Source organism: Halobacillus massiliensis (assembly GCF_900166625.1).
Lineage (GTDB): Bacteria > Bacillota > Bacilli > Bacillales > Halobacillaceae > Halobacillus_A > Halobacillus_A massiliensis.
Genome location: NZ_LT800499.1, coordinates 3,562,419 through 3,575,851, shown reverse-complemented (window position 1 = coordinate 3,575,851; position 13,433 = coordinate 3,562,419). Strand labels below are relative to the sequence as shown.

Sequence of the window (13,433 nt, the reverse complement as noted above, 5' to 3'; positions counted from 1 at the left end):
ATTCGGCCCTTTTTATGCCAGCTTTCCTATGTCAGGAGGTAGAAAATTGGAAAATGTAGAAAAACAGCAATACGTCTCTTCTTCAAAAGGAAGGCGAATGTCTGAAAAAAAGAAGGATATGATATCTGGGTATTTATATGTAGCTCCCTTCTTTATCATCTTCGGAATCATCGGCCTTTATCCTGCAATTTTTAGCATCTTACTTGCTTTTCAGGAGTGGAATGGTCTAGGAGAAATGGATTTTGTCGGTCTGAGCAATTTTGTGGTTGTACTTCAGGACCCGCTATTTTGGAAATCTTTATATAATACTGTAATTATTGGTTTGATGGGAACGGCACCTCAGCTGATCGTCGGCCTGATTATCGCTGTATTTTTAAACATGGCAGCCATTCGGTTTACCAACTTTTTTAGAGTGACCATCTTTATGCCATATATCACATCGATGGTAGCGGTCGCTTTAGTGTTTGGCGTGTTTTTCAGCAGCAATGAAACAGCTCTTGCTAACTATGTTATCGGTTGGTTTGGAATTGACCCTGTGAGCTGGAAAACTTCAGAGTGGGGAGCTAAATTTGCAATTTCCCTTATGGTTTTCTGGAGGTGGGTCGGATATAACACGATTATTTATTTAGCCGGACTGCAAAGTATTCCTAAACATCTATATGAAGCATCAACGATTGACGGCGCTAATAAGGCACAGCAGTTCTTTCATATTACCATCCCGTTATTAAAACCATTTATTTTACTAACCGTTTTCATGTCTACCGTAGGGGCACTTCAGCTTTTTGCTGAGCCTACTGTATTTTTAGGCGGTTCTGCCTTTACACGTGATGAAGCCATGACAGTCGTTATGTATCTGTACAGAGATGCGTTTAGTTTAGGATCATTTGGAACAGCATCCGCAACAGCTGTTCTGCTGCTGATTATAATTGTAGCAGCTGCTGCTCTCAATACGTGGTTAACTTCAGGAGCGGGCCGAAGAAAGAAGGGGGCTTAGAGATATGAATCAACAAGGGAAAAAACTAAAGTCTGGTAGTCTTCCTATATATATACTGTTGGGTACTGCCTCTGCCCTGTCTATTTTTCCGTTTTACTGGATGTTCGTCATGGCTACACAGCCGAGTGCCGCTTACAATTCTATACCGCCTACACTTGTGCCTGGAAACATGCTTGTAGAGAACTTCCTGAAAGTATTGGATACGATCCCGTTTTTTCAAGCTATGTGGAACACAGTTCTATTGTGTACAAGTGTTACGATCGTCGTGTTATTGATTAGTTCACTTTCTGGCTTTGCTTTTGCTAAGTTTACATTTCCAGGTAAAAACTTTTTGTTTATCTGTATTCTGCTTACGATGGTTATCCCGCCTCAATTAGGATTGATTCCACAGTTTTATCTTGTATCTCAGTTAGGGTGGCTGGATACATTGTTTGGTGCGGGTATCTTGTTTCTTCTTAATCCTTTAGGGATTTTTCTAATGAGACAGTATATTAGTGAGTCAGTACCAGATGAGCTAATTGAGGCAGCTAAGTTAGATGGCTGTTCCAATTTCAGAATTTACCGAAGCATAGTACTTCCTATTATTAAGCCTGCGTTCGCTACTCTTGGGATCATTGTATTCACACTTGTCTGGGGAGAGTTCTTATGGCAGTTTACCGTATTACGCGATCCTTCTTCCTATACACTGCAAGTAGCGCTGGCATCTTTAAACAATGCGTTTCGTGTTGATTTTGGGATGCTGCTTTCAGGAGTATTTTGGGCAACAGTACCGTTAATTGTTATTTTTCTTATATTTAACAAATGGTTTATTTCCAGTATTACGGAAGGATCGATTAAATAAGCAATGCTACTCTGGCCAATTGTTGATACAATTATTGAGATAGCGGCTATTAAGGAGATGTAAAGATTGGATCTGACAATTAGAGATATTGCTAAAATGGCTGGTGTATCTCCTGCCACTGTTTCAAAAATAATCAACAATTATGGCGGGATCAGCGAAGCAACGAGAGATAAAGTATATAAAATCATTAAAGATACCAAATACCAGCCGACGTTTTCAGCAAAATCATTGGCTACTAAGAAATCAAACTTGATAGGCTTAATATATGCAGGGAAAATTAATGTCGACTTTAAGCACCCGTTTTTTAATGAGGTAGTAAATACGTTTAAGAAAACAGTAGGTGCCCAAGGATATGATCTCCTCTTATTTTCCAACGAAAAATTTTATCAGGGAGAAAGCCAGTATTTAGAGAGATGCAAGCATTTTCATGTCGATGGCTGTTTAATCATTGCAGGAGATGAAATTGAAGAGGAAATTCACGAGATCTCTAACAGCAATACTCCTTGTATTGGTATTGACCTTGAGTTTAATGGGCCAAGATCAAGTTATATTATGACGGATAACGCAAAAATAGGATTAAAAGTCGTAGAGTTTTTCTACTTAAATCAAATAAGAAAGGTTGCTTATATAGGCGGGAAACAGGATTCTTTAGTAGCAGGCATTCGAAATCAAGGATTTATTGATGCCATGAGGCAATTCGGGATGTCAATTAAGGAAGAATGGGTGAAGTTTGGAGATTTCTTCGAGCAGAGCGGCTATGATTCTATGAAAGAAATCCTGCAGACGAAAGAACTTCCCGAAGCAGTATTTGCTGCTTCAGATATGATGGCACTCGGAGCCCTGAAAGCGATTAAGGAAAAAGGACTGTCTGTACCTGAAGATATTCAGCTGATTGGCTGCGATGATATTGAAGCCTGTCGATACAGTGATCCCCCGCTTACAACAGTTAAACAAGATAAACAGAAATTGGGGAAACTGGCTGCTAATATGCTCAATGACCTTATTCAAGGAAACAACGATATCCATCCGGTTAAAGTGGATCCGGAGCTTGTCATACGGTCATCAAGCATTGAAAGGTAGGTTTCCGATATTCATGGAGGTTAGCAAATGACGACAATAGAGTTTTCTAAAGAATTAAAGTGGGGAGCTGCCACTGCATCCTACCAGATCGAAGGAGGGGCGCGGGAAGACGGGAGAAGTCCTTCGATCTGGGACACGTTTTCTCACACGAAGGGAAACGTGAAAAACGGAGATCATGGAGATACAGCCTGTAACAGCTATCACTTATATAAAGAGGATGTTCAACACCTAAAAGAATTGGGTGTAGATCTTTATCGCTTTTCGATTTCCTGGTCAAGGGTGATGCCGGAAGGAACAGGAGAGTTAAATCCCAAGGGTGTGGACTATTACCGAAACTTGATTGAAGAGCTGATTGCTCATGATATTGAACCAATGATTACCCTTTATCACTGGGATCTGCCTCAAATTCTTCAGGATAGGGGCGGATGGGAAAGCCGTGAAACGATAGAGGCTTTTAAGGAGTATGCAGAGGCAATGTTTAAGGAATTCGGCGACAAGGTGAAAAGCTGGATTACGATAAATGAGCCCTGGTGTGCCTCGTTTTTATCAAATTACTTAGGGATACACGCTCCAGGTAAACAAGACTTGCAGGCTGCAGTTGATGTGTCTCATCATTTATTAGTTGCTCATGGAAAAGCTGTGCAGGCCTTTAGGAAAGTAGTACCAGATGGGCAGATTGGGTATGCGCCAAATATGGGGTGGCTGGAACCTTACAGCCCTGCTTCTGAAGATCGCGATGCAAGCCGCCGTGGGATGTTGTGGCAGAAGGAATGGTTTATGGATCCAGTATTTAAAGGTTCTTACCCTGAAGAGCTGCTTCAAATCTTTGAAAAAGAAAACGCCTTTTTAAAATTGGAAAGTGGAGATCTCGAAGTGATTTCCCAGCCTATTGATTTTATGGGCCTTAATTATTACTCAGGAAGCCTCGGCCGTCACAAGGAAGGTTCCGGGTTGTTTGAAGTAGAGGAAGTCCCGCTGGATAATCGGAGAACAGATATTGGCTGGCCGATCTATGCCGACGGTTTCTTTAAAGTACTCGTAAACCTAAGGGAAACCTATGGCGAAATTCCAATATATATTACAGAAAACGGAGCCTGCTATAACCACGAAGTTCAAGAAGGCAGCGTAAATGATCAAGAACGGATTGACTATTTAAAACAGCACATTACGTCTTTGCACAGAGCCATCAAAGCAGGGGTCCCGATTAAAGGGTATATCTTATGGTCACTGCTCGATAACTTTGAATGGGCGGAAGGGTATGATAAACGGTTTGGTATCATCCATGTTAACTTTGAGACTTTGGAAAGAACAAGAAAAGAAAGTTATCACTGGTACAAAAATACGATTAAAAACAAAGGGTTTCCATTAACCTAATTTTTTTTACTGATGACGAAACCGGTTTCCCTGAAGTGTCAATAGAATGAAGGAGGAGTAAATTGAAAAAAATTTTAGTCGCTCTTTTAGTGGCAGCTGTTGTTTTTCAAACTATGGCATTCCCTGCTGATGCAGAGAAAGCGGAAGAAAGTTTTGAACGTTGGGAAGAAAGAGGTCTCCTAAAAGACTTGAAGAAAAAGAATGAAAATGCAGCGATGTCCTATAGTGAATTTACTTTGCTAATCGGAAACTTATTTAATATCAGCGGTGAACGCGTTTTTAAAAACATTCAAGAAGCCGGTTTTTCAGTAAATAACAAAAATGAAGTGATCAAACAAGAAGAGGCACAAAAGATCTTAAAAAATCTATTGCCTAAATCCTTTACAGAGCAATGGGAAGAAGGTAAAGGCAAACCGCTTAAAAGAATAGATGCCGTATTCCTGGCCGACTCTTTGATTGAGGGGTATTTTTACAAAGAAGGAAAATATTCAGAAAAGCAAATTAAAGGAAATGCGTGGATCAATCATTCCGACATTACCGTAGCGGATACCGAAATTGAAGGTAATCTTTTCATAACACAAGGGGCTGCTCCTGGAAATATTCTACTTGAAAACACAAAAGTGAGCGGCACAGTTTATATTGCAGAGAATATCCAAAATGAAGTGAAATCGTTGAACTCAAAGTTAAACCAAGTGGTTATCGTGAAAGAGAGGCAGGAAGCCTCTGACTGGTCTCTTGTATGGTCAGATGAATTTATTTCGACTGAAATCGATGAGTCTAAGTGGACATATGATACGGGAAATTGGATGGTGGATGAAAAAGGCGAGCCTATTTCTCCAGGTTGGGGAAATAACGAATTGCAGTATTATACTGACTCGCCGGATAACTCCTATATCGAGGACGGAAAACTTATTGTTAAAGCTAAGGAAGAGTCAGTAAGTGATCAATTTGGAAGTTATGACTACACCTCTGCTAAATTAAAAACCAAAGGGCTGTTCAGTCAGAAATATGGAAAGTTTGAAGCTAGAATGAAACTGCCTGAGGGGCAGGGTTTCTGGCCTGCTTTTTGGATGATGCCTGAGGATGAAGTATATGGAGACTGGCCCGTTTCCGGCGAGATCGACATTATGGAAGCCGCCGGGAAAGATACAGAAACGATTGGCGGAACCATTCATTATGGCGAGGAATATCCAAATAATACTTACAAAGGCACGGAGTATCACTTTCCCGAGGGAGAAGATTATACCGACTTTCATACTTATTCTATAGAGTGGGAACCGGGGGAAATACGCTGGTACGTAGATGGTAATCTTTATCAAACATTAGATAACTGGTTCAGTAAGGGGCAGAACCAAGCGGATAAATACTCATTTCCGGCACCTTTTGATCAGGAATTCTACTTAATTATGAATCTGGCAGTAGGAGGATGGTATGGCGGTAACCCGGATGATACGACTGAGTTTCCCGCACAAATGGAAGTAGATTATGTGAGAGCATTTGAGCTAACAGGCAGAGAATATAAAGAGCCTGTAGAACCTGTCCTCAAAAAAGATGAACTGCCAGAAGACGCGAAGCAGCCCCTTGACGATGGGAATCTTATTTATGATAACGAGTACAATGAGCCGTTCACTATAGTAAAAAGCCCTGAGAAGGAATTAGATTCACTTTATTGGAATCTTGTGCAGCTCCCTGACTTCGAAGGAAGTGGGACAGTAGAGAAGGAAATAATTGAAGGGAGTCCTTTCGCCAAAATTCAAACAGAGGACCCGGGAAATGCATTATGGTCACTACAGTTTATCCAAAAACTCTCCATCCTTGAAGGTAATACGTATAAAGTAACTTTTGACGCTAAATCAGATGCCAAACGTAATATAATGACAAAAGTTTCCGGTGGAGAAGAAAGAGGATTTGCCAACTATTCCGGTGAGAAGACCATTCAGCTGACGGATGAGGTGGAATCTTATGAGTACACCTTTACACCGAATCAAGAATCAGATTTATTGGCAAGATTGGAATTTAACTTAGGAGGCAATGGCACAGCACCCGTCTGGATTGGTAATGTACGTGTGGAAAATGTTACAGGACAAGAGGAAGAAAATAAGGCCAAACCTCCTTTAGCAGATGGGAATCTTATTTACAATGGAACTTTTGATCAAGGAGATATGTCGAGAACCAACTACTGGGAACTTGTTGCTTCAGAAAAACCGCGGCTGCTGAAATGAATGTTGCTGCTGAGGAAAGAGAATTACACCTGAATATACAAAAAGAAGGCAGCAAAACAGATGATATTGTGATAAAACAATCAGGGATTCCTCTTAAAGAAAGCGCTGAATATGAACTTTCATTTGATGCGAGAGCACAACACCCTAAAGAAATAGAAGTAGAAGTAGTAAACGAAGATGGAAGCAAAAGCTATTCCAGTACTACTATTTCTCTGACAGAAGATATGTTAAATCAGAGGATTACTTTCAAAATCCCTGAAGAAGAGCCGAAAGCCCAGTTGTTATTTAAAGCAGGAGGAAAGAGCGGCGACATTTATTTAGATAATGTGAAAATGATTCAGACTTCAATAGATGAGGAAGACCTTAATCCCTTAAAAAATGGAGACTTCTCATCAGGACTAGACTATTGGGAAGAGTATATTCATTTCGATGCACAAGCACAGGTTACTGATAATAATGAAAGAATAAATATTGATATTCAGGAAGCCGGAAATGAGCCCTGGAGTGTTCTCGTAGAGCAGAAAGGTCTTCAGCTAAAAAAAGGATACACTTATGTTTTATCTTTTGAAGCTAATTCTACACAAGACAGGGATATAGAGATCACCCTGGAAAATGCTGAATATCAAAGGTTTTTTGAAGATAAGGTCTCATTGAAAGAAGAAGAGCAAAGATTTGAATATGAGTTTGAAATGCCGGCGGATGACCAGGTTTCCTTAAAATTTTTGATGGGCCAAGCAGAAAGTCAGCATAAAATATCGATTGATAATGTAATCCTTAAAGTAAAAAACGATTAACCTATAAAAGGCTGTCTCCTCTTTGAGAGACAGCCTTTTTAGCGTTTTAATGACTTGGAGCCGTATGCAGTTTTTTATTGTCACCTAAAGGTTTCTTGGCAATATAAAGGTGGAAGAAGAATTCCGCTGCACCTATAACGACGGCTGCCAGAAGGGAAACCCATGGCCACCCTGTAACTGCGTTACCGGCCATGCTCATGCCGATAATCCAGATAATTAAAAAGGCAACACCCGTATCCGCTGTTGAGGCGATCATATTTGTCGATTTCGGAAACAGCTTCAAGTCACCAAGGGGATAAGATACTGCCCCGAGAACAATGGTCATGACAAGAACGGTCCCGAAGGAAACTCCAAAGCCTGCTGTAAGCACAAGAAGTAATCCGATAAGAGTCATTCCGCTTTTAATCGCTAATGCTTTAGCGTGTTCCATATCGTTGAACGGCCTCCTTTTGAAAAATTGATCTTACTACAGATATACCCGTTGCCCCGGGGGGAGTTAAACAGGATATGGAACTTGAAATGTTTTTGTAAAATAGCAATATAGAATAAGACAGCAACATTCTTAGCAGGTCAAAGGGCGGGAAGATAGGAAGAATAACGCCGTTTCTGTCAGGAATTCCTGTTTATTGGAAATTATTGAAGGAATCATTCAACAAATAGAGAAACTCTTACTTATACCGATGAACGTAATAAGGAGGAGTAAAATTGGCTATCAGTTTACAGCAAAAAGCAGAGCTCCTGTCTGTAACGACAGATTCTAAACGATTAAACAGGATCATATCGGAAGCGGTGAAGAGCAAGAGAGAACTTGAGGAAAGGCAAAGGTCTTATTACGATGAAGAAAAAGACAAGCTGGCGATAGAAGAATACTATCAGTCTATTAGTTTTGACGACATCAACATCACAGCATTACAGAAACTTCTCGAAGAAACGCATATCCGTCCCGTTCATTACGATCCTAGTGAGCATGTCTATCCTTGGGTAGATCTGAGACCAAACGGAAAGCTGAGAAGTATCTATTCAGGCGAGGAACGGGAAGCGGAGGCTGTCATTAGAGAAGATTATGAAACTTCTATAAAACGTGAGGAAGCGATTGAAATGGCAGAGGCTGTTGAACAGGATCAGGAAATAGTGCTGCAGAAGATTGCCGGAAAGCTGAAGTATAACTGTGAACATATCGTTCCACAATCGTGGTTTGAAAAGAAGGAACCTATGCGCGGTGATCTGCATCACTTATTTACTTGTGAACCTGTCTGTAATTCAATTCGAAGCAACTATCCGTATCATGATTTTCCCGGCTATGAGCCTGAAAAAATGAAAATGAACAGAATTGAAGAGAAATGCGGCAAAGCAGAACAGCACCTGTTTGAGCCCGAGAATGCAAAAGGATCAGCAGCAAGGGCGATGCTCTACTTTTTAGTAAGATATCCAAAAGCCATTTCGAAAGAACATATAGAAAAAATAGATACAGAGCTTCTATTTAAGTGGCATCAGGAAGACCCTCCGGGGGAATATGAATTTCACCGTAATCAGGCCATTTATGAGATTCAGGGTAACCGCAATCCTTTCATAGATTTTCCGGAAAGAATTACATCCATTAATTAAACAGAGGCATAGAGAAGGTGAACAGAATGCAAAATGAATTTTTTCACGATTTACAGGTTAAGGAAGAGGAGACATCACTGCTTGTCGAGAATTGGATGTCTCCTTCTCTGTATACTATAACCATTGAAGAAACAGTGCGGGAAGCTGCTGTGAAAGCAATTGATATGGACGCTGACTGTATGGCGGTACTTGATAAAGGGGAATACCCCATTGGAGTTATTACAGTAAAAGTGTTATTGCAACTAATGGTTGCCGGAAAAGAAGAGGAGCCTGTTGGCAAGTTCATTCGTACCACTCATTCAATCGTCCAGTGTCGTGAGTCCATTCTTAACATTGTAACAAGTCCGTATGATCATTTTTGCGTAGTGGATAATTACGGGAAGTTAACAGGCATGATTTCTAAAAACAGCGTCGTGGAAGCTCTTTCTGGAATTATTGAGGACCTCAATGAGAAAGAACATACGGCAGCTATTTTAAGTGAAATTCTTGAAAGCACGTATGAGGGAATCGCTGTTGTGGATGAGAATGGAATTTTGCTCGAATTTAATGAGGCTTACAGCATTTTTACAGGCATAGATAAGAAAGATGCTCTTGGCCGACACGTAAAAGAGGTGATCGACAACACTCATCTGCCGGAAACACTTAAGACAGGCATGCCTGAGCGAGGCGTCATTCAATACATTCAAGGTCAAGCGATGATCGTTCACCGGATCCCCATCTGGAAAAACAACAAAGTGGTAGGAGCCATTGGCATATTAATATTTGAAGGAGTATCTGAGGTTTATCGGATTTATGAAAGAATTCAGAAAAACTCTGCGGAAAAGCAGGAAACTCAGCCTTATTTATCAAAAGATAAGCAGGCAGACCGAATGACGTTAGATCAAATCATTGGAGACAGTCAAAAAGCTTCCTATATTAAGCGTCTTGCTCGTAAAGTCGCAAAGACTAATGTAACCGTTCTAATAACAGGTGAAAGTGGGACAGGAAAGGAAATGTATGCTAGAGGCATTCACCATCTAAGCTCTATTTCTCCAGGTCCTTTTATTAGTGTAAACTGTGGGGCGATTCCAGAAGCCTTATTCGAATCTGAACTATTCGGTTATGAAGAGGGTGCTTTTACAGGGGCTAAAAAGGGTGGAAAGCCGGGGAAATTTGAACTTGCCGCAAACGGTACACTCTTTCTTGATGAAATAGGTGAAATGCCGCTGATGATGCAGACAAAACTGCTGCGCGTGCTTCAGGAGAAAGAAGTTGGGAGAATCGGGGCTATAAAAGAACAGCCGATCGACTTAAGAATTATTGCAGCGACTAACCGTGATTTGAAAGGGATGGTAGATAAAGGAGAGTTTCGGGAGGACCTTTATTACCGGATCAATGTGATAGAAATTACTATCCCTCCCCTGAGAGAACGGCCAGAGGATATCCCGCTGCTCGTTTCTTCTTATCTGACAGATCTAAGTGAAAAGCATCAATTAAGTGAAAAGGCTATAACCTCTGAAGCTATGAAAGCATTTTTAAGCTATTCTTGGCCTGGTAATATTCGGGAACTTATTAATACAATAGAAAAACTCGTCATACTTGTTGAGAGGAAAACAATTGAACTTGGCGACCTCCCTTCTTTTATAAAAAACAAAAGTACAGTTGATCAGAAAATGGGCTTATTCAGAAGACTAAAATGCAAAGTGAAAAAGAGCTTATTCGTAGAAAATTAAAAGACTTGAACGGCAACAAATCAGAAACAGCAAAAGCGTTAGGCATTCACAGGACGACCTTATATCACAAGCTAAGGAAATATGGCCTGTAATGTAGTGTTAAAACAACAGAGTGTAGTATTAATGATACACTCTGTTGTTTTATGTAAGCGTTATCAAAGGGGTGTGAACTTGGCACAGTTTTTGCATCTATAAAAATAAGGGAAAATAAAGGAGTGTGAAATATTGTGGAAAGTTATGCTGCATTAAGAATGCCTCAAACGATAAATTATGGGAGAGGAGCTTTTGAAAAAGTTGGAGAAGAAGCTGCTGGGAAGGGAAAAAAAGCCCTGATTATCAGTGATAAAATTATGGACCAGTTAGGATACGTACAGGAAGGGAAAAACCACCTTAGTCAAGCTGATGTGAATAGTGTTGTTTATTTGGGGGTAGAATCCGAGCCAACCGATGTTTACGTGGAAGAAGCTGTATCTTTATGCGAAAAGGAAAACTGCGATGTCGTTATATCTATTGGAGGAGGCAGCTGCATTGATACGGCAAAAGCAGTCGCCGTACTAGCCACAAATGGCGGATATATCGGTGATTATATGGGGGGGAATAAGAAAGCTTCCATTGATCCATTCCCTCATATTGCCGTACCAACAACGGCAGGGACTGGATCGGAAGCAACGGATGCTACCATTATTACAAACACAACTACGGACGTAAAAATGATGATTAAGCAGCCTGCTTTTATGCCGGATATCGCCATTGTAGATCCACTGTTTACAATGTCATCACCCCAGAACGTAACGGCGGCAACGGGTGTAGATGCTTTAAGCCACGCCGTAGAAGCTTATATCTCAAGAAAGTCTCATCCGATGACAGATGTTCTTGCTTTATCTGCAATGAAATTAATCGTAACCAATATTGAAAAAGCTTATGAGAATGGAGACGATCTTGAAGCAAGGGAAGCGATGTGTTTAGGATCTCTTCAAGCGGGAATGGCTTTTTCCAACTCATCTGTTTGTTTAGTTCACGGAATGTCACGGCCGATTGGAGCTTTATTCCATGTGCCCCATGGATATTCCAATGCCATGCTTTTGCCGGCAGTTCTTGAATTCAGCAAGGAAGATGCTGTGGAACGACTGGCTGATTTAGGGGCGATTTTTATGAAGGATGATGAGGAGTATACAACAGCAGAAAGTGCTGAATTAGCTGTCGAATCTGTGAAAAAGCTCTGCCTGAACTTAAACATTCCTAATCTGAGCGGATGGGGAATTGAACAGCAAAAGTTTGAAAGCGTTATCAGTAAAATGGCTTCTGATGCATTAGCGAGTGGAAGTCCGGGTAACAACCCTCGAGTTCCCGAACAAATGGAAATAGAAGAGCTGTATAGAACCTGCTACAACTATAGTTTTTCAGCAGCAAGTACAGCCAGATAACTTTTAATTAGGGGGAAAACGAGATGGATGTAGTCGGAATGCTCGGATTGATTGCTTCACTAGCCCTGCTGATTTATTTAACGATGAAAGGAATCAACATTGTCATCGCTGCCCTCCTCAGCTCAGTTTTAATTGCGGTGACGGGAGGATTGAATTTAGAAACAGCGATTACAGAGAATTATATGACCGGATTTACCAACTACTTTGCCTCATGGTTTCTCGTCTTCCTGCTAGGAGCGATTTTCGGAAAAGTAATGCAGGAGACGAAATCAGCTGAAAGTATTGCCCAGTGGATCAAAAAGACGTTTGGCGCAAAACGGGCAGTTTTTGCCGTAGTTGCTGCTGCCGCCATTATGACCTATGGAGGTGTGAGTTTGTTTGTCGTTGGCTTTGCCGTGTATCCAATTGCCGTATCTTTGTTTCGGACGGCTAATCTGCCTCACCGGTTTATTCCGGCAGCTCTGGTATTCGGCTCAGTATCCTTTACGATGACGTCTCCTGGGTCTCCAGAGATCCAAAATATTATCCCTACAGAATTTTTTGGTACTACCCCTACAGCTGGCGGAATCATTGGGGTAATTATTGGGCTGCTTATAATGGTTACAGGCGGGTTATGGCTTGGACGCATGGTAAGGAAAGCTTCTGCGGCGGGGGAAACGTTTATGCTTCCGTCAGAAGCTGCAGCCGGCAAAAATGAATCAGCATCAGCGGCAGAGGCAAGACCCGAAGAGGAAGTGAAGCCGGAGAACGAACGGCTGCCGAATATTTTTATTTCGATTCTTCCACTTGTTGTCGTCATTGTACTTCTTAATGTATTAGGACAGTTTATGAATCCTACAACTGCGCTGCTGATTGCATTGACGCTCGGGATCTTTTTAGCTTGTACGATGATGGCGAAATTTTTAAAACAATTTTGGGAGTCGCTTGCTGTTGGAACACAGAATGCGCTGGTCGCTCTGGCTAATACTTGTGCGGTTGTCGGCTTTGGAAGTGTTGCTGCCCAGGTGTCCGCATTTGACAGCTTAGTCGACGGTTTAGTTAACCTGCCGGGGCCACCGCTTTTAGGACTGGCTGTCGGAGTAACGCTCGTGTGTGGAATTACAGGATCAGCATCTGGCGGCTTAGGAATTGCCCTGCCGATTCTTGCACCGATTTACATGTCTCAAGGGTTGAGCCCTGGAGAAATGCACAGAGTATCTGCTTTAGCATCCGGCGGGATGGATTCCCTGCCTCATAACGGCTATGTTGTAACGACCATCAGGGCAATATGCGGAGAGACTCATAAGAGAGCCTATAAACCTATCTTGTTATTAAGTGTTGTTCTTCCACTAGCAGCTATGTTGCTGGCTGTTATCTTGTATTCTATTTTTTAAATGACTAAGGAGAG

At 41.3% G+C, this 13,433-nt stretch carries 12 protein-coding genes; 11 read left to right on the top strand and 1 reads right to left on the bottom strand.

The genetic code is table 11. The features are described from left to right. Positions 1-97 precede the first annotated feature (97 nt). From B7E06_RS17715 to B7E06_RS17690, 6 genes are all read left to right on the top strand, one after another. Positions 98-994, top strand: a complete 897-nt coding sequence (locus B7E06_RS17715) for a carbohydrate ABC transporter permease (RefSeq protein WP_425432231.1) — start codon at positions 98-100, stop codon at positions 992-994. 4 nt (positions 995-998) lie between these two features. Then, positions 999-1,835 carry a carbohydrate ABC transporter permease gene (locus B7E06_RS17710; RefSeq protein WP_082235260.1) on the top strand — a complete coding sequence of 279 codons (837 nt, stop codon included), beginning with the start codon at positions 999-1,001 and terminating at the stop codon, positions 1,833-1,835. Positions 1,836-1,901: 66 nt separating this feature from the next. Next, entirely contained in the window at positions 1,902-2,915 is a 1,014-nt protein-coding gene (locus B7E06_RS17705; RefSeq protein ID WP_179134085.1) for a LacI family DNA-binding transcriptional regulator, read from the top strand. Positions 2,916-2,942: 27 nt separating this feature from the next. Then, complete coding sequence (locus tag B7E06_RS17700; protein WP_082235259.1) at positions 2,943-4,289, top strand: GH1 family beta-glucosidase; 1,347 nt, start codon at positions 2,943-2,945, stop codon at positions 4,287-4,289. Between the two features lie 62 nt (positions 4,290-4,351). Further along, entirely contained in the window at positions 4,352-6,511 is a 2,160-nt protein-coding gene (locus B7E06_RS17695; protein WP_082235258.1) for a family 16 glycosylhydrolase, read from the top strand. Beyond that, entirely contained in the window at positions 6,508-7,305 is a 798-nt protein-coding gene (locus B7E06_RS17690) for a carbohydrate binding domain-containing protein (RefSeq protein WP_082235257.1), read from the top strand. Before B7E06_RS17695 ends, B7E06_RS17690 begins: the two co-directional genes overlap by 4 nt. Before the next feature lie 46 nt (positions 7,306-7,351). Here the strand turns inward: B7E06_RS17690 and B7E06_RS17685 are convergent, their stop codons facing one another. Further along, positions 7,352-7,735, bottom strand: a complete 384-nt coding sequence (locus B7E06_RS17685; protein ID WP_082235256.1) for a DUF2512 family protein — start codon at positions 7,733-7,735, stop codon at positions 7,352-7,354. Positions 7,736-8,010: 275 nt separating this feature from the next. On the opposite strand from B7E06_RS17685, the gene B7E06_RS17680 reads away from it, so the two are divergent. The 5 genes from B7E06_RS17680 (at position 8,011) to B7E06_RS17665 (ending at position 13,419) form a co-directional block, all read left to right on the top strand. Further along, the gene (locus B7E06_RS17680) at positions 8,011-8,910 is read left to right on the top strand and encodes an endonuclease I family protein (RefSeq protein WP_082235255.1); all 900 of its coding nucleotides are present in this window, start codon (positions 8,011-8,013) and stop codon (positions 8,908-8,910) included. A 26-nt stretch (positions 8,911-8,936) separates the two neighbouring features. Continuing rightward, a complete protein-coding gene (locus B7E06_RS17675; RefSeq protein ID WP_245807766.1) occupies positions 8,937-10,622 on the top strand; it encodes a sigma 54-interacting transcriptional regulator in 1,686 nt (561 codons plus the stop codon). Next, positions 10,586-10,714, top strand: a complete 129-nt coding sequence (locus B7E06_RS22155; protein ID WP_245807765.1) for a helix-turn-helix domain-containing protein — start codon at positions 10,586-10,588, stop codon at positions 10,712-10,714. Before B7E06_RS17675 ends, B7E06_RS22155 begins: the two co-directional genes overlap by 37 nt. A gap of 159 nt (positions 10,715-10,873) precedes the next feature. Next, on the top strand, positions 10,874-12,046 hold the full coding sequence (locus tag B7E06_RS17670; protein ID WP_143414585.1) for an iron-containing alcohol dehydrogenase: 1,173 nt from the start codon (positions 10,874-10,876) through the stop codon (positions 12,044-12,046). A gap of 23 nt (positions 12,047-12,069) precedes the next feature. Continuing rightward, positions 12,070-13,419 carry a GntP family permease gene (locus B7E06_RS17665; protein WP_082235253.1) on the top strand — a complete coding sequence of 450 codons (1,350 nt, stop codon included), beginning with the start codon at positions 12,070-12,072 and terminating at the stop codon, positions 13,417-13,419. The last annotated feature ends 14 nt before the right edge of the window (positions 13,420-13,433 follow it).

Excerpts from the sequence above, each read along its gene's own strand:
- B7E06_RS17715 (WP_425432231.1), top strand. The coding sequence starts at position 98 with ATGTCTGAAAAAAAGAAGGATATGATATCTGGGTATTTATATGTAGCT.
- B7E06_RS17710 (WP_082235260.1), top strand. The coding sequence starts at position 999 with ATGAATCAACAAGGGAAAAAACTAAAGTCTGGTAGTCTTCCTATATAT.
- B7E06_RS17700 (WP_082235259.1), top strand. The coding sequence starts at position 2,943 with ATGACGACAATAGAGTTTTCTAAAGAATTAAAGTGGGGAGCTGCCACT.
- B7E06_RS17690 (WP_082235257.1), top strand. The coding sequence starts at position 6,508 with ATGAATGTTGCTGCTGAGGAAAGAGAATTACACCTGAATATACAAAAA.
- B7E06_RS17685 (WP_082235256.1), bottom strand. The coding sequence starts at position 7,735 with ATGGAACACGCTAAAGCATTAGCGATTAAAAGCGGAATGACTCTTATC.
- B7E06_RS17675 (WP_245807766.1), top strand. The coding sequence starts at position 8,937 with ATGCAAAATGAATTTTTTCACGATTTACAGGTTAAGGAAGAGGAGACA.
- B7E06_RS22155 (WP_245807765.1), top strand. The coding sequence starts at position 10,586 with ATGCAAAGTGAAAAAGAGCTTATTCGTAGAAAATTAAAAGACTTGAAC.
- B7E06_RS17670 (WP_143414585.1), top strand. The coding sequence starts at position 10,874 with ATGCCTCAAACGATAAATTATGGGAGAGGAGCTTTTGAAAAAGTTGGA.
- B7E06_RS17665 (WP_082235253.1), top strand. The coding sequence starts at position 12,070 with ATGGATGTAGTCGGAATGCTCGGATTGATTGCTTCACTAGCCCTGCTG.